Here is a 23,777-nt window from a genome sequence, read left to right on the forward strand (position 1 = left end):
AGCGAGGTTTACGTGGCTTTTCATATTCATGCCGCTCGTCTGCGGCTGTATCATTTACTCTTCGATCAAAATCGCCGTTCCGGTCGTCATTTTGAGGGACTTTGCGGCATATTTGCCCTGCTCAGCGTGCTGGTGATATTTATCGAGTCCGGGCTCGGTACGCAATATCATCTGACATTAGACGAATGGCATATTTTCGTCTGGCTCGAACTTATCGTCACGGCGGTTTTTACTTTTGAGTATTTTCTGCGCATTATCAGCTGGCCGAATCCGCTAAAGTATATTTTCAGCTTCTGGGGAATTATTGACCTGGCCACCATTTTACCGCTTTATGTTATGTGGCTATGGCCCGAGATCAGTATTGAGTACGTGTTTGCCTGGCGGGCGATGCGCGCCATCCGGGCATTGCGCATCCTTAAGCTACTGCGCTTTATGCCGTCGCTGAATATTTTCTGGTCCGCAATCGTCAGCGCACGCCACCAGCTGATCCTGTTCTATTCTTTTATTGCCATTGTGATGGTGATCTTTGGCTCCCTGATGTATCTGGTTGAGGGGCCGCGATACGGTTTTACTACGCTAAATGCGTCGGTTTACTGGGCGATAGTGACGATAACTACGGTAGGGTATGGCGATATTACGCCGCATACGCCGCTGGGGCGCATTTTGGCATCCATACTTATCTTAATTGGCTACTCGATTATTGCGATCCCTACCGGCTTAATTACCAGCCATATGACCGCCGCCTTTCAGAATCGCCGCACGCAGCGCCAGTGTCCGCACTGTCAGCATCACGCTCATGAAAAAGGTGCTCGCTACTGCAATGCTTGCGGCAGCGAACTGCCGGAATAAATAAAAAAGCCTGCGCTGATTCACTCAGGCAGGCTTCTTCTTTTATTAGCTATTTGCTTAAGAAAGAGCTTATTCGCGCCACAGGATATGGCAGAGCTTGTGGTCTTTCTCGCGGCAAAGCAGCACGCGTGCAAAAATGTCGTTAATTTCGCCGCCATCTTCATCGGCCAGGCCAATCACCACTTCAGCGAAGAAGTCAGGATTGAGGTCGAAATCCACGTGCTCTTCCCAGTCCGGTGCCGGGTCAAACAGCTCGGCGCCGCCGCGCTCTTCAAACTGCAGGTTGAACAGAATGACATCCGCCGGGTCGAGGTTATCGACGGCCAGTTCAAGGAAAATGTCGTAGGCCTGTTCAAGCGTTTCGTCTTCGGTCAGGCGGTTGTTTAAATCCATATCCATGATTGCTACCCATTAAACATCTGATTGGCACGTTTTACAGCAACGGACTGAAGAAGTAAAACAGTCGCTCGGCGATCCGTTGCCACAGCGGACGTTTTAACCACAGCCTGGCGTCCAGCAGGCGCGAGCGGGAAATATAATCATCCTGCACCGCGGCCAGATCGCTGCCGAAACCGGCATCGTCAATCACCAGCGTGATCTCGAAGTTAAGCCACAGGCTACGCATATCGAGGTTAACGGTACCCACGAGGCTAAGTTCGCCATCAACCAGCACGCTCTTGGTATGCAGCAGACCGCCTTCAAACTGATAGATTTTCACCCCGGCAGCCAGCAGCTCGGTAAAGAAAGCGCGGCTGGCCCAGCCGACCAGCAGCGAGTCGTTCTTGCGCGGCAAAATAATGCTGACGTCAACGCCGCGCTGGGCGGCAGTGCAGATGGCGTGCAGTAGATCGTCGCTGGGCACAAAATAAGGTGTCGTCATGATCAAATGCTCTTTGGCTGCATAGGCGGCAGTCAGCAGAGCCTGATGGATCAGGTCTTCCGGGAATCCCGGGCCCGAGGCAATGGTGTGAATCGTATGCCCGCTGGCCTCTTCAAACGGCATAATGTTCGCGTCCGGCGGCGGGGGCAAAATACGTTTTCCGGTTTCAATCTCCCAGTCGCAGGAGTAGACAATGCCCATGGCTGTCGCGACCGGACCTTCCATTCGCGCCATCAGATCGATCCACTGGCCTACGCCGGAGTCCTGCTTAAAGAAACGCGGATCGACCAGATTCATACTGCCGGTATAGGCAATATAGTTATCGATCATGACCATTTTGCGGTGCTGACGCAGGTCCATGCGGCGCAGGAAGACGCGCATCAGGTTTACCTTCAGCGCTTCGACGACTTCAATGCCGGCATTACGCATCATGGCGGCCCAGGGGCTGCGGAAGAAAGCCACGCTCCCCGCGGAGTCCAGCATCAGCCGGCAGTGCACGCCGCGCCGCGCCGCCGCCATTAATGACTCTGCGACTTTATCGGCCATGCCACCGGGCTGCCAGATATAGAACACCATCTCGATATTATGACGAGCGAGCTGAATATCGCGAATCAGCGCCTGCATGACGTCATCGGATTCGGTAAGCAGCTGTAGCTGGTTGCCTTTAACGCCACCAATTCCCTGACGACGTTCGCAGAGCTTGAACAAGGATTCTGCGACCGGGCTATTATCTTCGGCAAAGATATGCTTGCAGGCCTTAAGATCCTTCAACCACTTAGCCGTCGATGGCCACATGGCCCGCGCGCGCTCGGCGCGACGTTTACCCAGATGCAGTTCACCAAATGAGAGATAGGCGATAATTCCTACCAGCGGAAGGATATAAATGATCAGCAGCCACGCCATCGCTGACGGTACCGCGCGTCTTTTCATTAATATCCGTAATGTTACACCGGCGATAAGTAGCCAGTAACCGAGTATAACCAGCCAGTTCACCACCGTGTAAAAGGTTGTCATAGATGAAAAATCCTTTTGAATGACTTGATGACATGAGTTTACGCATCAGCATCCATCTGGCAAATAAAAACGCAGCGAAAGCGTTGGTTAGCCCGATTCATCGGTCTATAATGCAGGCTGTTTTCACTCGTAGAGTAGTTGCAATGAAGCGTAGTAGAACGGAAGTAGGGCGCTGGCGCATGCTTAGACAGGTGAGTCGCCGTAAAGCACGCTGGCTGGAAGGCCAATCGCGTCGCAATATGCGCATCCTCTCCATCAGAAAGGAGCTGGTTAAACGGCAACGTCACTCTCTGCTGTTCACCTTCTCTGAGTTTTGAGAGTCGAAACAAAAGGCACCGTTCGCGGTGCCTCTGTTTTATCCGCGTTTCGTTGTGAGCATACTCTTATATTGACACCCTCTTTCTTTAGCCAGCGAAACCCTTTTTCGCACCGGATCCTGCGTTATTGTTTGCATTAGCCGAATGCTGGCAGGAAGGCTCATCGCCACAACACCTTTTCCCGGCTCATAAGGCTGGCTCAACGCGTATAAACGCAAAAAACGGGAAGTACCATGCATCAACACATGCTACTTATAATGTCCGTAAGGCTTCTATTATTGAGAGGTATCTATGAGTCAACTTTTTAGTCCGGTGCGAATCGGTAAGCTGGAACTTGAGAATCGCATTGTCATTGCTCCAATGTGTCAGTATTCCGCCGACAATGGCAAGGCGACGGCATGGCATCGTATCCATCTTGGACAACTGGCTTTTTCCGGCGCAGGTTTACTGATTATCGAAGCCAGCGCTGTCGAGCCAGCAGGGCGAATCACCCCGGCTGATATGGGCTTATGGGATGACGAAACGGAAGCCGCATTACACGCCGTACTGAAAGATATACGCCAGTACTCTTCAATCCCCATCGGCATCCAACTGGGCCATGCCGGAAGAAAAGCATCTTCCGCAGCCCCCTGGCTGGGGGGACAACAGCTGGCACATGATGCTGGCGGGTGGGACGCGGTTGCGCCATCAGCGCTGGCCTATGGCGAGGGCGATCGTCCTCCGGTTGAGCTTACTCAGGACCAGATGAAACGCATCAAGCAGGCATTCGCAGACAGCGCCAGACGCGCTGAGCGGATGGGTATCGAGTTGATTGAAATGCATGCTGCTCATGGTTACCTGCTTCATCAGTTCCTTTCTCCGCTCAGTAACCAGCGCACCGACGAGTATGGCGGGTCTCTGGAGAACCGCTTGCGTTTCCCGCTCGAAGTCTTTCAGGCCATTCGCGAGGCTGTCGGTCAGGACATCGCGGTGGGAGTGCGACTTTCTGCGACCGATTGGGTTGATGGCGGCTGGGATAATGCACAATCAATTCTCTTCAGCCAGAAGCTTGAGGCTCTCGGCTGCGACTATATTCATGTTTCCAGCGGTGGATTGTCGCCTCATCAGGCGATTCAGGTTGGCCCGGGCTATCAGCTGCCGTTCGCCCGTGAAATCCGGGAGAGGGTGAATATCCCGGTGATTGGGGTGGGCTTAGTGACGGAACCCCAGCAGGCGGAAGATGCGTTAAGCCATGGCGACGCCGATCTCATCGCCATTGCCCGCGCGGCGCTCTACAATCCGCACTGGCCCTGGCAGGCAGCTGCCGCTCTGGGAGCCCATGTGAGCGTTCCGCCACAATATCTTCGCTCGGAACCACATTGTCTCAAAGGCACGCTGCACTCCAATAGCTAATCAACAACAGCAAGTCGGCGGTGCTGATGCGCCGCCGGCAACGGTTATCATCATGACGTTGCTTACAGCGACTGCTGGAATCGAGAAGGTGAAGGGAAATAAGGATGGCGACCATTGCGTACTCGCGGACACGGAAGCGTCCTCTCATGAACGATCGCCATAGATAAAACTTTTAACGCACTCTTATTGCTTAAAAATTTTAGATTCTAAAAGACTTTCTTATACGGTTTGACCGACACTTTCTGATAAACCCCTGCGGCAATATAGGGATCGTCATTGGCCCATGATTGCGCCGCTTCCAGTGATTCAAATTCCGCAATGACCGTTGAGCCGGTAAAGCCCGCCGCGCCGGGTTCATTACTGTCTACGGCAGGCATTGGGCCTGCGGTCAGTAAACGACCTTCATCATGTAATAATTGCAAACGCGCCAGGTGGGCGGGACGTACCGACGTCCGTTTTTCCAGAGAGTCGGCGATATCTTCAGCGTAGATAACGTAAAGCACGGCATGGCTCCTTATCAATAAATTGGCGAATCACGTTAAGTGAAACCGTCGTTGACTGCAATGCAAAGATGCTGACGATCCTCAGAATGCCATGCTCCGGAGGCTTTTTGTCAGAAAACAGGGCAAATTTTGATACAAGCCAACAACCCTAGTTGAATATGATTGCTATTTGCATTTAAAATCGGGACATCATTTTTCAACAGAAACGACTATGAGCGCAATGACCTTTGATTTACCTCGCCGCTTTCCGTGGCCTACGCTACTGTCCGTGGTTATCCACGGCGGTGTTGTCGCGGCGTTGCTCTATACTTCGGTACATCAGGTTATTGAACGGCCTTCGCCATCGCAACCCATTGAGATCACTATGGTAGCCCCGGCAGATCTGGAACCGCCTCAGGCGGCGCAGCCGGTCGTAGAACCCGTTGTTGAACCGGAACCCGAGCCTGAGCCGGAAGCGCTTCCGGAACCGCCAAAAGAGGCGCCGGTGGTTATCCATAAACCGAAGCCTAAACCGAAGCCAAAGCCTAAACCAAAGCCGGAAAAAAAAGTTGAGCAACCGAAGCGGGATGTAAAACCGGCGGAGACGCGCCCGGCCTCGCCTTTTGAAAATGCAAATACGGCGCCAGCGCGTACCGCGCCGAGCACTTCAACCGCTACCGCTAAACCAACCGTCACGGCGCCTTCGGGACCGCGGGCGTTAAGCCGCGGAGAGCCGACCTATCCGGCACGTGCCCAGGCGCTGCGGATTGAAGGAAGCGTACGGGTTAAGTTTGACGTGACAGCGGATGGGCGCGTGGATAACGTGCAGATCCTTTCGGCCCAGCCAGCCAATATGTTTGAACGTGAAGTGAAAAGCGCCTTACGCAAATGGCGCTATGAGCCGGGTAAACCGGGGACCGGTATTACCATGACTATTCAGTTCCGCATGAAAGGCGTTCAAATTAACTAACCCGCAGAAACAAGGCCCCTTACGGGGCCTTTTCCATTAAGACGTCATCAAGCGCTTTTTGCGCCGTCACCAGGTGCTGGCCGCCAAACAGGATAGCCCGATTCAGCAGCGTATAGAGCTGGTAAATTGGCTGCCGCTCGAGAAAACCGGACGGCAGCGGCGAAACGGATTGATAGCCATCGTAGATTTGCGGCGGCTGTTCCGGATGCAGCGGCAGCATCGCCAGATCGCACTCGCGATCGCCCCAGTAGCAGGCCGGGTCGAAAATGTATGGCCCGTCAGGCCCGAGCGCGCAGTTACCGGACCATAAATCGCCGTGAAGCAGCGACGGCTGCGGTTGATGATTGCTCAACCGCTGCTGGACGGTATCGACAAGACTATCGATATCGCCAAAATGCAGACCTTTCTCGGCGGCCAGCTCCAGCTGCCAGCCTATGCGTTGTTCGGCGAAGAACGTAGACCAGCGACGTTGCCAGGCGTTCGGCTGAGGCGTTGTGGAAAGATCGTTGTCAAAATCCAGACCAAACTGCGGTTGGTCGCTCCATTGGTGTAAATGGGCGATTTGCTGGCCTAACAGGAAAGCGCTGTGCGCATCCAGCGGGCGAGGAGGGAGGTATTCCATCACCAGAAAGCTGTAATCCCGGTCGCTGCCTACGGCAAAAACCTGCGGTACGTTCACGGTTTTGCTGCGTGACAGTAGCTCAAGCTGGTCTGCCTCGGCCGTGAAGATGGGTAAAAGCTCACGTTCGTCGCACTTTACGAAGTAATCCCGGCCGCCGAAGCGTAAATGCCAGGCCGCGTGGATCTCGCCGCCGGGTAGTTCGTTGCGCAGTTCGATTTCAGCTGCTTCGGTATGCAAATCGCTTAATAATTTGCCGATCGCTTGCCACATGCCGTCTCTCCCCATGTTTGCCAACTTTTCATAAGGTTAGCGCATAACCCAGGCGCAAAATTCGAACTGACGCACAACTGAACGTTTTCTGTCGCGTCAATCGCACTTATTGAGCTTTTAACCACTCGCTGAATGTGGCAACGGTAACGTCGACGGTTCTTCCCAGCGCAGTTTCGGCTAAACCCGCGCTCAAGGCTTTGACCTCTTCGGCATTCTGCATGGAAAGCAGACCAAAAACGTTGGTTCCCAACTCGTGGGGGTTGCCTTCATCATCGTTTAAAACCAGGGTAAATCCGGCGCGAGTCAGGTGATTACTAAGCTCATTAATTTCCGTTAACGTCTCTTCGTGAAAACGAACCGTGACCACCCAGGCAGTAATTTCGCTACTCATTTTTCACCCCATTGTTATCCATGGCTTTTTTAGCATAGACCATCCTGTTGATTTGGCGACTCCCCCTGTAAAGACAGAGGGAGTGAGGCGTAATCAACCGCGCAGGTAGTCGTAGATTTTTTGCGTATTTTCCAGCGAGCAAAGGCGGGTGCCCTGATTTATCGTTGCCGCGCTACCCGCCGCCACCCCAAAGCGAACCATATCTTCAAGTGAGGCATTTTCCGCCAGCCTTAACGTCATGGCGCCGACCATGCTATCGCCGGCGCCGACGGTGCTCTGGCTTTTCATCGGCGGCGGTACGACCTGGACACTTCCATTCATATCAACACCCAGCGCCCCCTGTGCGCCCAAAGAGACGACAACGCGCTGGACTTTGCCTGACCGAATAAGCTCCTGCGCGGCAAGACGCACATCATCCGGTTGGCTCAGGTCCCGCTGTACCAGCGCGCTGAGCTCTTTCTGGTTCGGCTTAACCAGCTCGATATTGCCGACATCAAGCGCGGCGGCAAGCGCGTCGCCGGAACTATCAACAATACAGCGCAGGCCATGCTGCTGAGCGTTTTTGACCAGCTGCGTCAGGTTTTCGACGCTGATGCCCGGCGGCAGGCTTCCGCTAATCACCAGCAACGAGCCTGGAGCAATGGCGAGAACTTTTTGCTCCAGAAGATGAAGCTCTTCTTTGGTTAACGCCGCGCCCGGCATCACGAAACGATACTGTTCGCCGCTGGCGTTCACGTGAACGTGAAGATTCTGTCGCGTCCAGTCATGGGTTTCTACCGTATCGACGGGAACATGCTCATCCGTCAGCAGCGCGGTCAGATGTTCACCCGTTGCGCCGCCGACGGGAAAGATAGCGGTGGCGCTGCCGCCAAGAAACGTGATGGCTCGCGCCACGTTAATACCGCCGCCTCCGGGTTCAAATACGGGGGCGCTACAGCGTAGCTTGCCTTCAGGGTAAATTTGCGGGGTTTGCGTGGCGCTGTCGAGCGAGGGGGCTAACGTGAGCGTATAGATTTTGGTCATCCGGTTTCCTCCATAATACGAATTTAGCTGCTCTGATTTTAAGCATGGCACTTAAAGGAGGTGAGGGAAAGCCGCAAGTGATTTTCGCCGGGCCTGGCTTTTATCTTTATGAAATAAAAATTGTTTTAAGAAGGGTCTTATACAAAAAACGAAAGAGTAATTGATTGCTAAGTTAATCGTGCTTTTTTATAATTTACTCCCTTTCCTGGAGCGGCAATCTGCGATCCTCGCGAAAGTTTCCGGGACCCTCCTGGTCTCCTTATAGGTTGTACGGACTTAAAATTAAATGAAGCTTTTGAAGACAGTACCCGCAGCGGCAATGCTGGCGGGGGGGCTCTTTGCGTCTGCATACGCAATGGCCGATGATTCCGTTTTTACTGTCATGGATGACCCTTCTTCTGCCAAAAAACCTTTCGAAGGAACTGTTAACGCCGGCTATCTGGCGCAGTCCGGCAATACGAAAAGTTCCTCAATGACCGCAGACTCCACGTTGACCTGGTATGGCAATACGACCGCATGGTCGCTGTGGGGAAATGCCAGCAATACATCGTCAAACGATCAGCGCTCTTCGGAAAAGTACGCGTTGGGTGGACGTAGCCGGTATAACCTGACCGATCAGAACTATATCTTTGGCCAGGCCAGCTGGCTGACCGATCGTTACAATGGCTATCAGCAGCGTGATGTGTTCACCGCGGGTTATGGTCGGCAGATCATGAACGGTCCGGTACACAGCCTGCGTTTCGAATTCGGTCCCGGCGTGCGTTACGACGAGTATACCGATGGAGATAACGATACCCAGCCGCTGGGCTACGCTTCCGGCACTTATGCCTGGCAGATGACCGATAACGCCCGATTTACCCAGGGCGTTTCGGTATTCGGCGCTGAAGATACGACGCTGAACTCGGAAAGTGCATTGAATGTGGCGATCAATGCGCATTTTGCGCTCAAAGTGGCCTATAACCTGACGTGGAACTCGGAACCGCCATCCTCGGCACCGGAACACACCGATCGTCGTACAACGCTATCGCTCGGATATAAAATGTAATATTTTCAGGCCGGATATTCCGGCCTGTTTGTTTTAAATTTGGCATAAAGTGGCATTATTATTTTTGGTCTCTTGTTTTGTTTTTTATAAAAAGAACCGGCCTTCATAATTTCCTCATAATTGTCTTTTTGCTGACAAATATGCAGTTAATTTGACACGAAAAGATAAATATTGGGTCGGACAAAAATGTGATCTGGATCTATACTGTGGAACACAGGCGGAGATAACGATTCCGTTCTATTACCTGAAACAAATAAGAGAATGACTATCATGAGAAATAGCAAAATCGCACTCGCGGCCGTGATGCTGTGCACGCTGTCTTTTGGCGCATTTGCCGCCGCTCCCGCACCGCAGCCGGGTAATAACGATCATACGCAAGTTGGCATTGCTAAAGCCACCGATGTCGAAGCGGGTTCCAACATTGCGCCGGGTTCACAATCAACCGGGCAGTCAATGAACGATGCTTTTGATGTTCATAAACTTGTTGCCGGGGAATGGTCCTGATATTTCATCACCATTTAACATCCCCCTTTAATTATTTCGTGAAGCAGCAAACCGGGTAATGTTGTACCGGTTTTGCTTTGCGCGTTTTCGGTTAAACATTCACTATTTATGTGAAATCATAAATATCCTTTATGGGTCATCCCGTCCTGCGTTGTGCATCTTGTTGCGAAAGAATTACGCTGCGTTAGTCGCGCCCCCCTTTTTTTTCCCATCAACAATAACCATTTAGTCTCATGTGACTTTAATCACGCAGTAATGATGTGTAAACTAACCGTCGGTGTTATCAACAGGCGGCTGCAGGTGGGTACGCGTCGGTGAACGAGCGTGCACATATTTTCGCAGAGTGAAGCGGGAACTGAGCCGGAACATGTTGATAATTATGATTATATTGTTTTGTATGTGCTCTTTCGTGTAGGTCCCTATCACTGTTTCCCTTTGTTCATCCCCGTTTCACGATTCCATTCCCGGCCCGCGCCAGCGTTGACTTAAGCCCTCTCAGGTGTTTCACTCCGTTTTATTCTATTCCACATTGTGCCACGGAAATTGTGTACACAACGATGTACACAGTAAAACGGATGTACACATGCTTACTGATGCCAAATTACGCAAGATGAATGGCAAGCCGATCCCGAAACGGATTGAGCTTTCAGACGCCAATGGGTTGTCTGTTCGTGTAACCCCTAACGGCGTCATTGTTTTCCAGTACCGGTATAAAATTGACGGCCGCCCCCGGAGAATGACCATCGGTCAGTATGACCAGGTTTCATTGAAAGAGGCCAGAGAACAGGTATCTGAATTCCGCAAACTGGTCGCTGTGGGTAAAGACCCGATAACCGCGCGCGATATGGCCGTTGAAGCGAACATTAAAGCCGCCACTGTAGAGGACTGCATAAAGGCCTGGCTGGGAAGTGCATCAGCAAGCAGATTGGTTAAGCGCGATCAGTGGGAGAGGGCTTTATATCGCCATGTGGTGCCCTATGTCGGGAGTATGCTTGTCGATGAGATGGCTATTTCTCACTGGCAGCCAGTGTTTAAGCGAATGAGAGATAACGACGCCGAGACATATGCCGGAGAAGTCCTTTCACGCATGAAAACGATTTTCTCATACTGCATCCGAATTGAACTGATAAAGAGAAACCCGGTCACCGACCTGCGTGTTATTGATGTTGGCAAACCGGCAAAGAAAGGTAAGCGCAATCTCAGCGACAAAGAAATAGGCGCGTTCTGGCATGCGGTTGAGGCGTCAACTATTACTCATCAGAACAAACTGCTTCTTAAGTTACTTCTGCTAACCGGCTGCCGCGGCGTAGAGCTCAGACTGGCGAAAAAGGCGGATTTTGATTTAGATGCAAGGGTGTGGCGCGTGCCTGATGAACACTCCAAAACCAGGGAGCCATTCGAGCGAGGGTTATCAGTGAAGGCGGTAGAAATTCTGCGGGAGGCATTTTCCCTGTATGAGGATTTCAGTCAGGTATTCCCGCCAGCAGCTAAGAAAGAAGACCGACCGATGGCGGCAAGCGTGATCCTAAATCTTGCCATTCAGCTTCGTGAAGATATGACCATCGATCACTGGTCGATACATGACTTACGTCGCACTGCTAAAACCAAAATGGCAGAGCTTGGCGTTATGCCACACGTATCTGAAAAAGTGCTTGGCCATAAACTTAGTGGCGTCCTTGCCATTTATGACCAGCACAGTTATCTGCGTGAACAGCAAGAAGCGCTCGATCTCCTTGCTGCCCATATTCAATCATGCGTGGACTCAACGAGCCCCTGAGAGGCAAAGAAGCGCATTACGTCACAATAGCGATACTGCTCTCCACCTTTCCCCGGGTTCGTGCCTGGGGCTGGTGCAGGGAAGGGGGTTCCGCTCTGCTCCCAGTCGCGGCGCTTCCTCCAGAAAGTGGTCCGTGAAATTCCTCCCAGCATGGCCTGCACCGTTTCACGGTTAATGATGGCCGGCTGAATAGTGATGTTTGTGTTCTGCATCTACTTGTACCCCTTCTGGTGCTTACCGCGCAATTCCTCTTCTTCTTGGCAATCAGCGCAGCGCTGACAACCCGCAACCGCTTCCCGGCGCTTTTCTGGTATCTCTTCCCCGCAATCAGAGCAGTGAGTAGCCGAAACCGCCGCATGGTTGATCCGCATGTTCTGGATGGTCAGCTCCAGCCTGCGATCTGCCAGCTCGTTGGCCTGATCGATGATTTCCGCGCTCATGCTGCACCGCCTTCAACGCGCTTGAACTCGATAACCCAAACCCATGGATTCGCCTTCCAGCTTTCAGTGCCGTAGATTGATTCCCATAGCAGTTGAAACGCTCGTACAGGATGCTGCGCATTTACGACGCCAGGAATGCCGAAATCAGCGTGTGAACATGTCGTCAGATTCTGTATTCCTTCTCGCATAGCATCGACATCGTGTATTGAGTTAAGACGCTCAACGCGCACGTCGGTGATTTCCAGTAGAATGCGGCTTGCTGCTTTCGGCATATGAATGGATGGCTTCCAGCACGAACGTCCATCTTCATAACCATCGTCATCACCCCAGGTAAAATCACCATCAGCTGCATAAATGGCGTGGCCAGAGTAATAGCCATTGCCAAACGGCATTTCGTGAATGGCTGTAGCCGGTCGGTTTGGCGTCCATGGTTGGATTCGACCATCCTCATCAAGTTCGTGACTGACGACTCCCCACGTCTCGCGCACCCAAACTCGATCGCTTGGTTTACCAAATGCGCTGTTCAGATAGTTGCCTGCCGACAGCTCCCCGGCCAGTTCATTGCCAGACAACTCGCACCCAAGGTTTTTATCTAAAACTGGAAACTTTACCGGGCGCCGCGTCTGCTTCTTCCTACCGTCGAGAATGGCGCACACCATTTCCCCGTTAAAAATCATTCCGCGTTCAGTAATTTTCGTCATCTCGTTACCGGGAGGGCGAACCCTCCCGCCTCCCTTAGCCCAGGTATTCCGGTTTCATGTCGTCCAGGGTGATACGAAACTGGTCATACAGTTCATCACCAAGATGGCGTTTGGCGGCGGTGAGGGTGCCTTCAGCTTTAGCAAACAGCTCGGCGGCTTCAGGTTCGCCAGGATTTGGCAGTGAGTTGATCGCAGCTTCAATCTTGTTACGTGCATCAACGAGGTAGTAGCGCTTCACTGCCTTGTTTTTCAATTCAGTAAAAAGTGCCGTACCCAGTAATGCTTTTTGCGATTCGATATCTGCGCGAATGGCTTTGGCTTGATCAACGGAGCTTGCTGTGTCAATCCGATCACGTAGTTCGTCGGCAACAGCATCAATGTTAGATGCTGATTCCTGCGCGCTGGCAACAGCGCCTACGGTACTGGTTATCTCATTCAGCGTGATTTTTTCTGTCTGGGCAGGGTTGATTATCTTTTCCTCGCGCTCGTCAATCTCATCTGCAGTATAGACGCCCAAAATTACATCCGGGCAGTACAGCCGCGCCCAACGTTTAACGGCGAGATAAGCCAACTGCTGACGGGGATCTGTCGCCCAGAGTGTTGAATTGCGAACCTGTGCCTGCGAAAGCATCAGGACAAGTTCGCGAGGTTCGGATTCTCCTTTGAGCGTTGCCCAGGCGCGAACGCCCACACCAGCTTCATCTTTCAAATTCCAGCCCGGAGCGATGTACTTCTTGTTCTGGTTGCTTGTCTTTTCTACGAAGCGCCCAACGATATTCTCCCATTCCCCGAACCATTCGAAGTGGATTCGATCCTTTGTTGGCGCCATGGTGTTGATTACCGCATTCACTAGTTGCGCTTCATAACCAAGAACACCTGAATTACCCACGATAAAAGTTTTCTGCGCCACTGCGAATGGGTCCATGCCCCAGCGTGCAGCCTGCATTACAACAGCCATGCACGCATCTGGTTTCCCGCGATAATGCTCGGGCACGAAGTTCCCACTATTGGCCATTACCTCCGAGAGCGTGCGCAGGCGGTTGAACAATTCCCCATTCGTCAGGATTGAAACGTTGTCGATCTTCTGGGTCTGGTTGTCAGTAGTTGCGACTAAATTGGACATTGTTTTTCCCCTTATGCCTGTACGCGCAGCGCTTCGAGACGGCGCACATCAAAATCGTTAAGTTCTTCGGCGTAGTCTTCGGTAATCGGTGCTGGCCATTCGCCAGTGTCGAAACCGTTAGCGATGGCGCGCATTGCTTTGCGGTATTCCAGCATGCCGAGCTCCAGTAGCTCTTCGGATGCCTCGATAATGGCGATCCAGTGGTAGTTCTCGTCTTTGTTGACGAATATCCAGAAGAACTGGTCAAGGGCTGCGGTTTCGCAGTACATAGCCGCGCTCAGGTGGTAATCGCGCTCGATGATTTCTCTGTGCAGCTTCGCGCGCAGACCTTCCTGCTTGATGTTCCACATGCTGATGGTTTTAAGGTCTGCACCGATGCGCAGGCCGCCCATGTCTATCTCAAGGTCAGGACGCACGCGAACTTCCAGCCCGGTTTCCTCATCAATGCCGAAATAGCTCACCTCGACGGCACGGCTCGGGTGCGTCAACAACTTGCCAGCGGTCGGGTGATTCAACAGTGCTTTCTGAATGGCCAGTGCCGTAGCCAGCTGCTGGCGGGTAACCAGCACTTTTCCTTCCGGGTTCTCGCGCCATGCATCCAGCAGCTCATCGGCAAACACGGCATCCGGTTTAACCGATTTCACAGCCTGAATCAGATCCGCTTTGGTGCCTGATACTTTCAGCGGCTGCGCCTTCTGGGCTTCCTGAGCGACCATGTCAGGATTGATAATCGCCAGTTGTTCCAACATGGCATCACGGCTGCCGCTGGTTTTAACAGGCGCTGGCAGGGTGGCGTTGTATTCTTTGATGCAGGCCTTCATTTTGACTGCGGTAACTTTCTGGCCTTCTTCGATGCGCTGAAATTCAGCGGGTAAGGCCATGTAGTTTTCACCTGTTTGGGTAACGTCATCACCCATAGGAACCGGCTGCGGTAGTGTGGCGTTGTGCGCCTCCAGTTGCGCCTTGATGTCATCAGCACTCAAAAGCGGCGGAAGCCCGGCGTTGTACTCGTCGATAAACGCGCGGATCGTCGAAGCCGTGGTGAAGGCGCCTTCCGGGATTTCCGGCTCGATGCTGAATTCTTTTTCCAATTGTTCGGGCTGCAGCGCCAGCGCATGGACCAGATTGCCCATATCCAGAACAGGGGAGCGCGTTTTTTCAATGACTTTCGAGACGTGACGCTTTTCGAAATACATCAGAGATATACGGGCATCTTTAACCTGAGTCGAACTGATGCCGTTCGCCGCGTGGTAAACCTCGTTCGGTACACCTTCATAGCGGCTAGGCTCGAAGTATTCTGGCCATACTGTCGCTGTAAGTTCCTGGTCTGGTTCTTCGGCGGAACCTTCAGGCTTGATTGTTGGTTCCTGGTCCTGCAGAACCGCAGCGGCCAGGTCAGGACAGCGCTCAGTTAAAATTTTGCGTGCGTTTACGGCATCTGTTTTTTCAGCATCTGCATTAGCGCTTTCGCCTGCCGGTACCGGATTATCAGCTTCGTCTTTGACCTGCTGAGCCTCTTCCATCTGCACATCGCTGGTGGCCTCTTCGTTATCGCTTTTTGGGGCAGGAGAGGCCATAAGGCCTTCAATGGAGAACACGGTGGTACTGATCCTGGCGATTTCAGGCTGACTCTTTTTGGTCAGGTCTTCGTGAACCCATTTGGAATCGCTTGGGTCGCTGATGCCTTCGACGTATTCACCACGGTCAGCAGCAAGTTTCCTGTCGACATCCTCCCGGGTTAAATCTGTACTGCTTGAGTGACGGCCAGCGCGCGGATCCTCTTCCCACTCCGGATAGCCTTTTGAGCGCTCGCCGTTTTCATAAATGCCATTAGCCGCAAGCCAGTTACGAACCATTGCCCGTAGTTCTGACGTGCTTTCTTCGCCATTCCATTTAATGGCCCGGGTGACGCCGAATATGCTATTTGCGTCGTAATCGAGAATGTCTGTAGTTTTGCTCAGAATCTTGAGCGCCTTAACATGCACATCCTCTTTCCTGTCTACCAGGTCTTTGGCACCGATGAGTTGAGGGCGGCTGATTTTTCCCGGCTCTGCATCCGGGTACAGTTGAGCAATAGCGATCTCAATAGCCAGATTCGCGATATTCTGCGTTACGGCGCGTTTATAGCGTTCGGGTGTAGCGTGAGGGTCAGCATGGGGAACTGCTGAAATCTGATTGCCAACTGACCATTCCCTGGTAAGGATGCCGCGATCGATAGCATTGGTTTCGAACCACAATTTCGCAAACTGAATACGCTTGCCAAGTTCGTGGCGCTTCCCTTCAGGGAAGACCTTTTTATTCGCGCTCGTAAATTTCCACAAAGCTGGCATGTCGTATTTCTTTATTTCAGGAATGCTTTCAGCAGCAAGAATGAGATCCTGAACTGCCGAATTATCTGTATCCATTTCCATGGCGGAAAGGCGGCCGCGATGCGGGATGCTGATATGGTAAACGTGGCCTTCTTCTGCCATGTACTGTGCCAGCAGCTGAATGCGGAAGGGCATTTCTGCGAGGTTGTAGAGGGAGTTTTCATCGTCTGAAACCGCAGCGTCGGAAGCATCAGAATCGTTTTTGTCTGAATCACCATTAACGATCTCATCTTCAACAACGGTGGTTGAATCAGCAACAGCCCCCGGGATAACCTGCCAGGTGCGCTGGTCGTCGCCGAGCTGATAGCGCTTGCACCATTCAAAATCCAGAACACCTTCAGCGGGAAGGTCATTAAATACCGGGAAATCGGTCCGAATGGGTTTCAGGTAGTCTTTGCCGCGCCCGGTTTCGATTTCTGCATCTTCCAAATCAACATCTAACTGCAGCTGCGCGCGAGCTTCAGATTTTGCGGAACGCCAGATAATGGCATCGGCTTTACCCGATTTTTGAGTTGCCTTTATCAGATAAAAATATTCCATGTGATAGCCTCAATTTTGGGTGTTAGAATCCCCGGGCCATTGATAGCGCCCATCGGGTGTTCATTGGTTTTGGTAATTTCCGGTGTAACTTTGGTCGGTGGCACCGGACGTACAGCCCGCTTCGGCGGGTTTTACGTTAGGCCTCGTTGGCCATGGCGTCGTATTCGCCACAACGTTTCGAGCAATACGTTCTTTCACGTGGTACTAACTGCGTGCCGTGAATGATGAGAATTGTCATCTTCACAACTTTTCCTTCCTCCAGTGCCTTGCGGCAATACGCACATCGTTTCTGCATAACGCCTCCTACATCTGTGCGGTGAACCCGGCGGGGTGTTCAGCCAGAACGCCTTTCAATGGAAGGCATTCGCCTTTTACACCTTGCTCAACTGCGGCTTCCTGGCATTCTTTCTCGCTGTCATAAACACCCAGCAAAACATCCTGATTACCGCCAATGAGCATGCCGACGGTGATTACCAGAGCGAACATTGTGCTCATCAGTGGGTACCTGCCGGAACGAGATAGGGCGCAAGCTCCCTTGAGTAAAAGGGCTGACGGATAAAGCGCAGATTTCCCTGCGGTTCATGGAAATAGGTTTTGCGAACATGGTCGTATGAAACAGACCAGGGCGCGCCGGTGCGCGGATTACGCATTGGTATTGCGCGACCGCTGTTTGGAACTGGATTAGCCATAGATAACCCCCGCAATGCATATGATGAATAAAACCCAGAAGGTGAACCCTATAACTGCCGAAATGATCAGGGCTCTGATGCCTTGCTTACTCATTTCAACCTCTGCCTTGTCGCCGGCCAGCGGAACGTTTATCGGAGCAACGCAGCGCGTTGTTGATGGAGTGAGTTTATGAAAATATAAACCTTTATGTAAACCTTTTTATGAACAAAAAAGTTAATTTTTCTGTAAACATTTGATTATATTAGTTTTAAAGTTTTGATTGATTAATCGTGAAACTAAAAAGCCGCCATGAAGGCGGCTTAACAAAGAAGAGATATGTTACTTACGGGAGGCGAGTAGTTCAGCAAATAACTGGTTGTATTTTTTGAATTTTGTTTCGAATTCAATTAGTACTGTTTTTTTCTCAGAATCCGGAAATCCACGATAAAACTTAATTAGGTTAACTTCATCAGCAGTAAGCATTGACGAAAGCACTGAAGGCATAGAGCCATCATGCTCATTACCGGCATCCATAGCATCCAGATAACCTGGGGGCATATTGTAGTCCCTTTCTATCCGCCGTGCCGCTCTTTCGCCAAAAGAAGTCTTACCATTTATCAGTTGTGATAAATAGCTTTTCTCTCTTTCAGGAAGAGTGCGCTCAGCAAACCAGTCAGCTAGTCGCTTACTTCTAATTTCTTTTGTGCTCATGCCGTCATTGTGATTAGTAAAATCTAAACAATCAAATTCTTTACTTTTTTGTTTATAAAGATATAAACTCATAGCGAAACACCTCGGACAGGAAGCACAAATGCAACTTAGTCAATATTTTCTAGAGCGCGGTAACGCGAAGTTCCTAGCTGAAAAACTTGGAATATCAAAATCATATCTATCTCAGATGGCCTCTGGGAAATCCGCTATATCACCAGAACGGGCCATAGAGATTGAAAATCACACAAAAGGCGTTGTTACAAGAGCAGATTGTCTACCAGATCGCTGGATGAACATTTGGCCCGAATTCACACCCCCAAATGCAACTAATAAAGCATCAATAAACCAATGACCTCAAAAGGATTATTACCAATGCAAAACGCAATAGCACGAAAGTTAGATCCACCAATTCTCAACCCGGTTGAGATTGAAAGCGTCTTACTCAACCGGCTTTCATCGGTCGGCCAAAAGGTTTACGCCGAACTTTTGGGGATCAGTGAGTCAACGGCAAGCAGGCGTAAAGGGGAGGGCCATTTTGCTGATGTGGCGAAAGAACTCTCAATACTCGGATTGCAAGTTGTACCGCCGGAAGCAGTCGTTGTGTCCAGGCATTACCTGCAGTCTGTTGAAACGCTCGCTGATATAGGTCTGCGTGCTGAGCGGTGCCGCCCGGGTCCGCTGGGATGGGACTGAATGAATCACATCGAATTCATCGAGAAGAATGTCCGCGAGGAACTGCTTCGCCAGGGCTTCACGCAGGCAGTGGCTCAGGGGGGGGGGCATACCAGGCGGTCGATATGTACAAGCGGATGTCACAGGCAAGCCGAAAAGGGGGAATGTTTGACGATGTTATGCGACACGCAAAGTTATGGGCAGAGAAGCAGACAAGCGCATCCGAACGCCGGGAAGCAAAGCGCACCGTGCGAAAAGGCAGCAATCAGGCTGGTTTGTTCTGAAAGGGTGAAGACCGTTGTGCTCTAACACAGCCGGTCTTCGGGTGAATTAATTGGACCAATTCACGGGATTAAGTATGTCAAATACCGCTGAAGTTATCAATTTTCCAATCAAAACTGAACTAACGGGAGGTCGCATGGCCGACCTGTCCAATGGCTATACCAGGATCGCCAATGAGATTCAGAAACTCAAACCGCGGCTGCGCATGTCCGGGCGCGAGTGGCAGTGTCTTGAGGCAGTTATCTGGCTTACCTACGGATGGAACAAAAAACAGGATCGGGTAACAAATACCGTCATTTCTGAGTTAACCGGTTTGAGTGATTCTCATGTTTCAGATGCGATAAAACTACTCGCGGCGCGGGGGATTATTTTTAGTCACAAGCATGGCGTGATGAAAACCGTCGGTATAAATACCGAGCTATCCGCCTGGATTTTGGACAAACCGAAAACGGGAAAACTCTTCCCGAAAACGGGAATTACCTTCCCGGAATCGGAAAAAACCTTCCCGGAAACGGTAGACACCCAAGACTATAACAAAAACAATATTAAAAGATCTTCGTCTCGGAATTCTGAAGAATCCCGAAACGAGAAAACTCAAGAGTTTCTCTCTCGGCATCCAGAAGCGGCCGATGGGATTTATACCCCTGCGGGAAAATCCTGGGGAACAGCTGACGACCTCAAAGCCGCGCGATGGATTTTCGATAAAGCCCTGACCGTGAATGCCTCACTCTCAGAACCGAACTGGGTTGAATGGGCAAACACCATCCGTCTGATACGCATGCAGGACAAGCGCAGCCATTACGAAATCTGCGAACTGTTCAAGTGGGCCAACGAAGACGATTTCTGGCAAAAAAACATTCTCAGCCCTTCAAAACTACGCAAGCAGTGGGATCAACTGACAACTAAGCGCCTGCGCAGCCCATCTCCATCAAAAATCACATCAGGCGCCAGTGCGCTGGACAATACCGACTGGATAGACGGGGTACTCGAATGAAATCTATCGCAGAAAGCATGCATAACTTCGATCGAAAGAACTTCCAACGTATCGCCGCCGGCATGCCTGAAATGCAGGATGCGCAGAGCTTTGCACATCAGGCGACAAAGACGGCTGAGGTATTCAACGAACTGTTTCGCCAGTTGCTCGCGGTATTCCCGGCGCTTGCCAACAAATCAGCGGAAGACCTCAACGAGATGCGTCGCCAGTGGCTCCTGGCGTTCAAGGAGAACGGCATCACCACGGTAGAGCAGATTAACGCCGGCATGCGGGTTGCTCGCAAGCAGGAAAAACCCTTCATGCCATCTCCTGGTCAGTTTGTTGCCTGGTGCCGTTCTGAGGAGGCGGTGACGGTAGGCCTTCCAGATGCGAGTGAGCTGGTTGATATGGTTTACCAGTATTGCCGGACCCGCGGTCAGTATCCTGACGCTGAGTCGTACCCATGGCCTGAACACAAAATCGAACCGATAACGCTGAAACACAAAGCCTGCTACTGGATGGTTACCGGTCTGTATACGGATATGCGCGCAAATGGTCTCAGCGATTCAGAACTGCGTCGTAAAGCATCAGATGAGCTGTTGCGTATGGTTCGTCGCTTGAACGCCGGAGAAACGATTCCAGAGCCGGTTAAGCAGATCCCAAAACTCGGCGGACGTCCGCTGAGTAACGAGCAGGGCTTAAACAAAATCGCTGAAATCCGCGCGAAGTTTGGCCTTGGGAGAGGGCGCAACCATGGCTAACAAATCACGTGAACAAAAACAGGCCTGCGTCCAGGCGATTATCGAACTTACTCGCGAGAAAGGGCGCCTGACAGTGAAAGAAGCCTGCGCAGAACTACGCATGTGCAGGGATACCGCAGGTCGATATTTCCAGGCTGCAGTCAGAACCGGAAAGGTCATCCGCTACGGGCGGCTTGGATTGTTCCGGGACCAGCGGGCGACCATAGATTTTGACCTTCAGAGATTCAGTCGTCGGAAGGATACGGGAGCATGCAAATGACAGAGCAAACCATTCTCGACATGTGCTGTGGCTCTCGGATGTTCTGGTTCGATAAACAGGACGAGCGCGCTGTATTCAGTGATATTCGCGCTGAACAGCACAAACTTTGTGACGGTCGCAGCCTGGTTATCAGCCCGGACATTATTGCCTACTTCCGCGCGCTGCCGTTCGCTGACACCTCTTTCCCGATTGTCGTGTTTGACCCGCCGCATCTTGAACGAGTGGGCGAAAACGCCTGGATGGGTAAGAAATACGGTCGCCTGAACAAAGATATCTGGCGCGATGACCTGCGCACAGGTTTTGAAGAGGCTTTTCGCGTGCTGCGGCCACACGACGTAATCATCTTCAAATGGAACGAAACCCAGATAACCGCGCAGCGTCTGGGGTAGATAATTTGGCATCTGAAAAAATCGCAGTTAAGAAAAAAATCTGACGAGCTTCTCAATCGTTGGAAAGTGGCTGTAAACATTAATAGGGGCTAGTTGACAAAATCAATGTTTTGCACCATTATCCCGGTTGACAAAGTTTGATTTTTGCACTGAAAGGAAAGTGACCCGATGCAAAATTACCCATTACCTTGGACGTTTCATCCGCAGTTAACCGAAGAACGCTTATCTATTATTGCGGAGGCTCTCCTTAAAGTGCAGGAAGACACGCATGAGCTTTTGTCTTCTTCGCTTGATGATAATTATACCCGAGCAACATGTACTTTTGGGCGCCAGAAAAATCGAATCGTCAAATTGTGCATGTCAAATAAATACGACTGGTTGGGGCTTTCTAATCCGAATAATGATTACACAATCACTATTGGCGGTATCCCAATCCGTTCATTTAGCGATGATCCAACTAATCCGAAAAAGGCTAACTTCTTTCGAAAGAATAGTGTTGATCAGCTATTCGCATCGGAAGATACAATCCCTACGATTTGGCGCTTCGTTGTAGAGAAACCTGAGTTCGAAGGTGAAGGTGGGCGAGTGCATTTTGCGGGTTATAATGCGCTGGAAGAAATGCTCTCTTTATGGACGTATGGCGAAGAACGGGTAACTGTGCTGCATTCTACAGATGATACCCCGCCAGCACCTGTCAAGATTGAGCTGGATGATATCAGCGCTTCTATTCCTGAAAAGGAAAAGAAAAGCGATAACGGATAATAGTAGGTGAAAAGTGTTTAACGGTTCTAATTTGCGATTGGCTCGTCTGTATCATGAGTTATCACTGGAGCAAGTAGCTGAGCGGGTCGATAAGACCCGCCAGTACATTCAGCGGCTGGAATCCGGTTCGGCTGTGCCTACTCCTGAGCTTGCGAATAAATTAGCTGCCGTATTGCTGGTCACGCCTGAATTTTTCTCAGTGCAAGAGCAGTCTCCAGTGAATGAAGAGCTCGTTCACTTCCGCAAGCGTAGTTCAACACGCATGGCTACTAAGTTGGCGACGCTTGCTAAAGCTGAATTATATCGCCGCCTCATTGAAGTTTTTGAAGAGTACTTGAATTTACCGCCAGTAAGATTTCCTGAACTGAGAGTAAATACTCAAGAGGACATAGAAAGAGCCGCTGAGAAATGCCGGACTGATTGGGGATTAGGTTTTGGGCCGATTGACAATATGACTCGACTTGCTGAAAAGCTGGGAGCATTTGTTACTTCTTTCGATTCTGTCTCTGATGATGTGGATGCGCTTTCTGTTCCTTTAAGCCGGCCATTCATTGTAAGAAATACGGCTAAAAAATCGCCTTGCCGTCAGCGTTTTGATATTGCTCACGAAGTAGCACATTTGATTTTGCATGAAGGTATTTCAACGGGAGATCGGGTAACTGAATCTCAAGCTAACCGTTTTGCATCGGCATTGCTTTTACCCCGTTCGGCGATGGCAAAATATTTCCCTCGCCCAATTGGTGGTCGTATCGACTGGCAAGGGCTGAGTCAATTTAAATTGACATGGAAAGTAAGTAAGGCAGCAACAATTTATAGGGCGCATCAGCTTTCTCTCTTAACCGATGCCCAATATAAAACGGCATTCTTCGGTTTAAAGCGCAAGGGGGAAGCAATTGATGAAAAAGAGGATTATTTGATTCCTAATGAAAAGCCTGAGCTTTTTCATAAGGCAATGAAGTTTCTCTTAACGGATCTGTCTGTTGATGTTGAGTACTTAGCCAAGCGTTTGTGTATTACCCCGACGATGTTAGCAGAGTTAGCAAACGATAATACGTTAGATTTTGCCCGAGAAGTCGCTAACGAAAATGTCGTTTCTCTGTCTGCATACCGAATGAATACCGTTTAATCTAGTTGTAAAGAGATCCCGCTTTGGCGGGATTTTTTATGTGTAATATTAAATAACTAATTGATTTATATAAATTTATTTTGAAAAAGGAAAGTTTTAATGAAGATTCGCCTCACAGTGACAGTTAGCGCTTATGGCCAGGGTGATAACCCTTTGTTTACAAGATTGATATTTGTAGATAAAGACCTTACTAATGCGCCTCCGATAGAGGTTTTTGTGGAAGGATTACAAATGGAGTTGCTTCCTGATTTTCAAAAAGAAAACAGTAGTATTGCAAGCATTGCGGTTGAATCAATTGTGATTATTGACAGCGGAAAAAGCGTCGCGCATACAGTCTGGCCGAAGCCTGATAAAAAAGGTGCATAAATCTGCATTCATATGTACAAAATTTAGGATGGTAATTTTTCAAGAGCAGACCAGATGGGTGGGTCTTCCGGTGGTCTGCACATTTGCACAAAAAAGCG

At 50.7% G+C, this 23,777-nt stretch carries 30 protein-coding genes and 1 pseudogene; 16 read left to right on the forward strand and 15 right to left on the reverse strand.

The annotated features are described in order from the left end of the window. The first annotated feature begins 12 nt into the window (after nucleotides 1-12). Nucleotides 13-849, forward strand: a complete 837-nt coding sequence (locus KO1_RS02485; protein ID WP_004103099.1) for an ion transporter — start codon at nucleotides 13-15, stop codon at nucleotides 847-849. 69 nt (nucleotides 850-918) lie between these two features. Here the strand turns inward: KO1_RS02485 and KO1_RS02490 are convergent, their stop codons facing one another. Beyond that, nucleotides 919-1,248, reverse strand: coding sequence for an HI1450 family dsDNA-mimic protein (locus KO1_RS02490; RefSeq protein ID WP_004103097.1), 330 nt, complete (start codon nucleotides 1,246-1,248; stop codon nucleotides 919-921). Between the two features lie 34 nt (nucleotides 1,249-1,282). Further along, on the reverse strand, nucleotides 1,283-2,743 hold the full coding sequence (gene cls / locus KO1_RS02495) for a cardiolipin synthase (protein ID WP_004103095.1): 1,461 nt from the start codon (nucleotides 2,741-2,743) through the stop codon (nucleotides 1,283-1,285). Between the two features lie 143 nt (nucleotides 2,744-2,886). Between cls and KO1_RS27970 the strand changes: the two genes are divergently transcribed. Continuing rightward, a complete protein-coding gene (locus tag KO1_RS27970) occupies nucleotides 2,887-3,060 on the forward strand; it encodes a YciY family protein (RefSeq protein WP_004103093.1) in 174 nt (57 codons plus the stop codon). Between the two features lie 291 nt (nucleotides 3,061-3,351). Continuing rightward, nucleotides 3,352-4,452, forward strand: coding sequence for an NADH:flavin oxidoreductase/NADH oxidase (locus KO1_RS02505; protein WP_024274362.1), 1,101 nt, complete (start codon nucleotides 3,352-3,354; stop codon nucleotides 4,450-4,452). Nucleotides 4,453-4,658: 206 nt separating this feature from the next. Here KO1_RS02505 and KO1_RS02510 read toward each other — a convergent pair whose 3' ends face one another. Beyond that, entirely contained in the window at nucleotides 4,659-4,955 is a 297-nt protein-coding gene (locus tag KO1_RS02510) for a YciI family protein (RefSeq protein WP_004103089.1), read from the reverse strand. A 211-nt stretch (nucleotides 4,956-5,166) separates the two neighbouring features. On the opposite strand from KO1_RS02510, the gene tonB reads away from it, so the two are divergent. Beyond that, complete coding sequence (gene tonB, locus KO1_RS02515) at nucleotides 5,167-5,904, forward strand: TonB system transport protein TonB (RefSeq protein WP_016808819.1); 738 nt, start codon at nucleotides 5,167-5,169, stop codon at nucleotides 5,902-5,904. 19 nt (nucleotides 5,905-5,923) lie between these two features. On the opposite strand, the gene KO1_RS02520 is transcribed toward tonB, so the two are convergent. The 3 genes from KO1_RS02520 to pfkB all read right to left on the reverse strand — a co-directional run bounded on the left by KO1_RS02520 (nucleotide 5,924) and on the right by pfkB (nucleotide 8,210). Beyond that, entirely contained in the window at nucleotides 5,924-6,796 is an 873-nt protein-coding gene (locus KO1_RS02520; protein ID WP_004103085.1) for a fructosamine kinase family protein, read from the reverse strand. A gap of 106 nt (nucleotides 6,797-6,902) precedes the next feature. Then, nucleotides 6,903-7,187 carry a type V toxin-antitoxin system endoribonuclease antitoxin GhoS gene (gene ghoS, locus KO1_RS02525; protein ID WP_004103083.1) on the reverse strand — a complete coding sequence of 95 codons (285 nt, stop codon included), beginning with the start codon at nucleotides 7,185-7,187 and terminating at the stop codon, nucleotides 6,903-6,905. A 93-nt stretch (nucleotides 7,188-7,280) separates the two neighbouring features. Further along, nucleotides 7,281-8,210, reverse strand: coding sequence for a 6-phosphofructokinase II (pfkB, locus tag KO1_RS02530; protein WP_017145685.1), 930 nt, complete (start codon nucleotides 8,208-8,210; stop codon nucleotides 7,281-7,283). A gap of 286 nt (nucleotides 8,211-8,496) precedes the next feature. Here pfkB and KO1_RS02535 point away from each other — a divergent pair, with 286 nt between their 5' ends. The 3 genes from KO1_RS02535 (at nucleotide 8,497) to KO1_RS02545 (ending at nucleotide 11,536) form a co-directional block, all read left to right on the forward strand. Continuing rightward, nucleotides 8,497-9,255, forward strand: coding sequence for a DUF481 domain-containing protein (locus tag KO1_RS02535; protein ID WP_024274361.1), 759 nt, complete (start codon nucleotides 8,497-8,499; stop codon nucleotides 9,253-9,255). A gap of 270 nt (nucleotides 9,256-9,525) precedes the next feature. Further along, complete coding sequence (locus KO1_RS02540) at nucleotides 9,526-9,759, forward strand: hypothetical protein (RefSeq protein ID WP_004103077.1); 234 nt, start codon at nucleotides 9,526-9,528, stop codon at nucleotides 9,757-9,759. A gap of 583 nt (nucleotides 9,760-10,342) precedes the next feature. Beyond that, a complete protein-coding gene (locus KO1_RS02545; RefSeq protein ID WP_064406820.1) occupies nucleotides 10,343-11,536 on the forward strand; it encodes a tyrosine-type recombinase/integrase in 1,194 nt (397 codons plus the stop codon). Here the strand turns inward: KO1_RS02545 and KO1_RS02550 are convergent. The 9 genes from KO1_RS02550 to KO1_RS02580 form a co-directional block, all read right to left on the reverse strand. Then, the gene (locus KO1_RS02550; protein WP_004103073.1) at nucleotides 11,506-11,748 is read right to left on the reverse strand and encodes a hypothetical protein; all 243 of its coding nucleotides are present in this window, start codon (nucleotides 11,746-11,748) and stop codon (nucleotides 11,506-11,508) included. The genes KO1_RS02545 and KO1_RS02550 overlap by 31 nt on opposite strands. After that, nucleotides 11,749-11,976: a TraR/DksA family transcriptional regulator gene (locus tag KO1_RS02555; protein WP_064406821.1), complete on the reverse strand. Its 228-nt coding sequence runs from the start codon at nucleotides 11,974-11,976 to the stop codon at nucleotides 11,749-11,751. Next, on the reverse strand, nucleotides 11,973-12,668 hold the full coding sequence (locus tag KO1_RS02560; RefSeq protein WP_064406839.1) for an ASCH domain-containing protein: 696 nt from the start codon (nucleotides 12,666-12,668) through the stop codon (nucleotides 11,973-11,975). Before KO1_RS02560 ends, KO1_RS02555 begins: the two co-directional genes overlap by 4 nt. A gap of 43 nt (nucleotides 12,669-12,711) precedes the next feature. Then, nucleotides 12,712-13,800, reverse strand: a complete 1,089-nt coding sequence (locus KO1_RS02565) for a RecT family recombinase (RefSeq protein WP_064406822.1) — start codon at nucleotides 13,798-13,800, stop codon at nucleotides 12,712-12,714. A gap of 11 nt (nucleotides 13,801-13,811) precedes the next feature. Next, nucleotides 13,812-16,709 (reverse strand): RecE family exodeoxyribonuclease, encoded by a 2,898-nt coding sequence (locus tag KO1_RS02570; RefSeq protein WP_064406823.1) that lies wholly within the window; start codon nucleotides 16,707-16,709, stop codon nucleotides 13,812-13,814. 136 nt (nucleotides 16,710-16,845) lie between these two features. Beyond that, nucleotides 16,846-17,004 carry a YdaE family protein gene (locus KO1_RS28635; protein ID WP_004121647.1) on the reverse strand — a complete coding sequence of 53 codons (159 nt, stop codon included), beginning with the start codon at nucleotides 17,002-17,004 and terminating at the stop codon, nucleotides 16,846-16,848. Between the two features lie 8 nt (nucleotides 17,005-17,012). Next, nucleotides 17,013-17,204 (reverse strand): DUF1482 family protein, encoded by a 192-nt coding sequence (locus KO1_RS02575; protein WP_004103055.1) that lies wholly within the window; start codon nucleotides 17,202-17,204, stop codon nucleotides 17,013-17,015. Further along, nucleotides 17,204-17,398 carry a hypothetical protein gene (locus KO1_RS26765; RefSeq protein ID WP_048257997.1) on the reverse strand — a complete coding sequence of 65 codons (195 nt, stop codon included), beginning with the start codon at nucleotides 17,396-17,398 and terminating at the stop codon, nucleotides 17,204-17,206. Before KO1_RS26765 ends, KO1_RS02575 begins: the two co-directional genes overlap by 1 nt. A gap of 319 nt (nucleotides 17,399-17,717) precedes the next feature. After that, the gene (locus KO1_RS02580; RefSeq protein WP_032734637.1) at nucleotides 17,718-18,161 is read right to left on the reverse strand and encodes a hypothetical protein; all 444 of its coding nucleotides are present in this window, start codon (nucleotides 18,159-18,161) and stop codon (nucleotides 17,718-17,720) included. Nucleotides 18,162-18,189: 28 nt separating this feature from the next. On the opposite strand from KO1_RS02580, the gene KO1_RS26770 reads away from it, so the two are divergent. The 9 genes and pseudogenes from KO1_RS26770 to KO1_RS02620 all read left to right on the forward strand — a co-directional run bounded on the left by KO1_RS26770 (nucleotide 18,190) and on the right by KO1_RS02620 (nucleotide 23,679). Then, nucleotides 18,190-18,441 carry a transcriptional regulator gene (locus KO1_RS26770; protein ID WP_048257996.1) on the forward strand — a complete coding sequence of 84 codons (252 nt, stop codon included), beginning with the start codon at nucleotides 18,190-18,192 and terminating at the stop codon, nucleotides 18,439-18,441. A gap of 20 nt (nucleotides 18,442-18,461) precedes the next feature. Further along, nucleotides 18,462-18,782, forward strand: a complete 321-nt coding sequence (locus KO1_RS02585) for a CII family transcriptional regulator (RefSeq protein WP_032734636.1) — start codon at nucleotides 18,462-18,464, stop codon at nucleotides 18,780-18,782. A 337-nt stretch (nucleotides 18,783-19,119) separates the two neighbouring features. Then, a complete protein-coding gene (locus KO1_RS02590; RefSeq protein WP_168421988.1) occupies nucleotides 19,120-20,037 on the forward strand; it encodes a phage replication protein O in 918 nt (305 codons plus the stop codon). Continuing rightward, a complete protein-coding gene (locus KO1_RS02595; RefSeq protein ID WP_049101124.1) occupies nucleotides 20,034-20,777 on the forward strand; it encodes a replication protein P in 744 nt (247 codons plus the stop codon). Before KO1_RS02590 ends, KO1_RS02595 begins: the two co-directional genes overlap by 4 nt. After that, nucleotides 20,770-21,036 carry a DUF977 family protein gene (locus KO1_RS28885; protein WP_053087338.1) on the forward strand — a complete coding sequence of 89 codons (267 nt, stop codon included), beginning with the start codon at nucleotides 20,770-20,772 and terminating at the stop codon, nucleotides 21,034-21,036. The genes KO1_RS02595 and KO1_RS28885 overlap by 8 nt, the downstream gene beginning before the upstream one ends. Beyond that, nucleotides 21,033-21,419, forward strand: a pseudogene (locus KO1_RS02605) (class I SAM-dependent methyltransferase); the annotation flags it as partial. The gene KO1_RS28885 and the pseudogene KO1_RS02605, both read left to right, overlap by 4 nt. Before the next feature lie 174 nt (nucleotides 21,420-21,593). Beyond that, a complete protein-coding gene (locus KO1_RS02610) occupies nucleotides 21,594-22,187 on the forward strand; it encodes a hypothetical protein (RefSeq protein WP_049101123.1) in 594 nt (197 codons plus the stop codon). Between the two features lie 13 nt (nucleotides 22,188-22,200). Further along, nucleotides 22,201-23,313: an ImmA/IrrE family metallo-endopeptidase gene (locus KO1_RS02615; RefSeq protein ID WP_049101122.1), complete on the forward strand. Its 1,113-nt coding sequence runs from the start codon at nucleotides 22,201-22,203 to the stop codon at nucleotides 23,311-23,313. Between the two features lie 99 nt (nucleotides 23,314-23,412). Next, nucleotides 23,413-23,679: a hypothetical protein gene (locus KO1_RS02620; protein WP_049101121.1), complete on the forward strand. Its 267-nt coding sequence runs from the start codon at nucleotides 23,413-23,415 to the stop codon at nucleotides 23,677-23,679. Nucleotides 23,680-23,777: the final 98 nt, after the last annotated feature.

Origin of the sequence: Klebsiella oxytoca NBRC 105695 (assembly GCF_001598695.1) — a bacterium.
GTDB classification, from domain to species: domain Bacteria; phylum Pseudomonadota; class Gammaproteobacteria; order Enterobacterales; family Enterobacteriaceae; genus Klebsiella; species Klebsiella oxytoca.

Bases quoted from the DNA above. Each gene is read 5' to 3' on its own strand.
- KO1_RS02490 (WP_004103097.1), bottom strand. From the start codon at position 1,248: ATGGATATGGATTTAAACAACCGCCTGACCGAAGACGAAACGCTTGAA.
- cls (WP_004103095.1), bottom strand. From the start codon at position 2,743: ATGACAACCTTTTACACGGTGGTGAACTGGCTGGTTATACTCGGTTAC.
- KO1_RS27970 (WP_004103093.1), top strand. From the start codon at position 2,887: ATGAAGCGTAGTAGAACGGAAGTAGGGCGCTGGCGCATGCTTAGACAG.
- KO1_RS02505 (WP_024274362.1), top strand. From the start codon at position 3,352: ATGAGTCAACTTTTTAGTCCGGTGCGAATCGGTAAGCTGGAACTTGAG.
- tonB (WP_016808819.1), top strand. From the start codon at position 5,167: ATGAGCGCAATGACCTTTGATTTACCTCGCCGCTTTCCGTGGCCTACG.
- KO1_RS02520 (WP_004103085.1), bottom strand. From the start codon at position 6,796: ATGTGGCAAGCGATCGGCAAATTATTAAGCGATTTGCATACCGAAGCA.
- ghoS (WP_004103083.1), bottom strand. From the start codon at position 7,187: ATGAGTAGCGAAATTACTGCCTGGGTGGTCACGGTTCGTTTTCACGAA.
- pfkB (WP_017145685.1), bottom strand. From the start codon at position 8,210: ATGACCAAAATCTATACGCTCACGTTAGCCCCCTCGCTCGACAGCGCC.
- KO1_RS02535 (WP_024274361.1), top strand. From the start codon at position 8,497: ATGAAGCTTTTGAAGACAGTACCCGCAGCGGCAATGCTGGCGGGGGGG.
- KO1_RS02540 (WP_004103077.1), top strand. From the start codon at position 9,526: ATGAGAAATAGCAAAATCGCACTCGCGGCCGTGATGCTGTGCACGCTG.
- KO1_RS02545 (WP_064406820.1), top strand. From the start codon at position 10,343: ATGCTTACTGATGCCAAATTACGCAAGATGAATGGCAAGCCGATCCCG.
- KO1_RS02550 (WP_004103073.1), bottom strand. From the start codon at position 11,748: ATGCAGAACACAAACATCACTATTCAGCCGGCCATCATTAACCGTGAA.
- KO1_RS02555 (WP_064406821.1), bottom strand. From the start codon at position 11,976: ATGAGCGCGGAAATCATCGATCAGGCCAACGAGCTGGCAGATCGCAGG.
- KO1_RS02565 (WP_064406822.1), bottom strand. From the start codon at position 13,800: ATGTCCAATTTAGTCGCAACTACTGACAACCAGACCCAGAAGATCGAC.
- KO1_RS02570 (WP_064406823.1), bottom strand. From the start codon at position 16,709: ATGGAATATTTTTATCTGATAAAGGCAACTCAAAAATCGGGTAAAGCC.
- KO1_RS28635 (WP_004121647.1), bottom strand. From the start codon at position 17,004: ATGCAGAAACGATGTGCGTATTGCCGCAAGGCACTGGAGGAAGGAAAA.
- KO1_RS02575 (WP_004103055.1), bottom strand. From the start codon at position 17,204: ATGAGCACAATGTTCGCTCTGGTAATCACCGTCGGCATGCTCATTGGC.
- KO1_RS26765 (WP_048257997.1), bottom strand. From the start codon at position 17,398: ATGGCTAATCCAGTTCCAAACAGCGGTCGCGCAATACCAATGCGTAAT.
- KO1_RS02580 (WP_032734637.1), bottom strand. From the start codon at position 18,161: ATGAGTTTATATCTTTATAAACAAAAAAGTAAAGAATTTGATTGTTTA.
- KO1_RS26770 (WP_048257996.1), top strand. From the start codon at position 18,190: ATGCAACTTAGTCAATATTTTCTAGAGCGCGGTAACGCGAAGTTCCTA.
- KO1_RS02585 (WP_032734636.1), top strand. From the start codon at position 18,462: ATGCAAAACGCAATAGCACGAAAGTTAGATCCACCAATTCTCAACCCG.
- KO1_RS02590 (WP_168421988.1), top strand. From the start codon at position 19,120: ATGTCAAATACCGCTGAAGTTATCAATTTTCCAATCAAAACTGAACTA.
- KO1_RS02595 (WP_049101124.1), top strand. From the start codon at position 20,034: ATGAAATCTATCGCAGAAAGCATGCATAACTTCGATCGAAAGAACTTC.
- KO1_RS28885 (WP_053087338.1), top strand. From the start codon at position 20,770: ATGGCTAACAAATCACGTGAACAAAAACAGGCCTGCGTCCAGGCGATT.
- KO1_RS02610 (WP_049101123.1), top strand. From the start codon at position 21,594: ATGCAAAATTACCCATTACCTTGGACGTTTCATCCGCAGTTAACCGAA.
- KO1_RS02620 (WP_049101121.1), top strand. From the start codon at position 23,413: ATGAAGATTCGCCTCACAGTGACAGTTAGCGCTTATGGCCAGGGTGAT.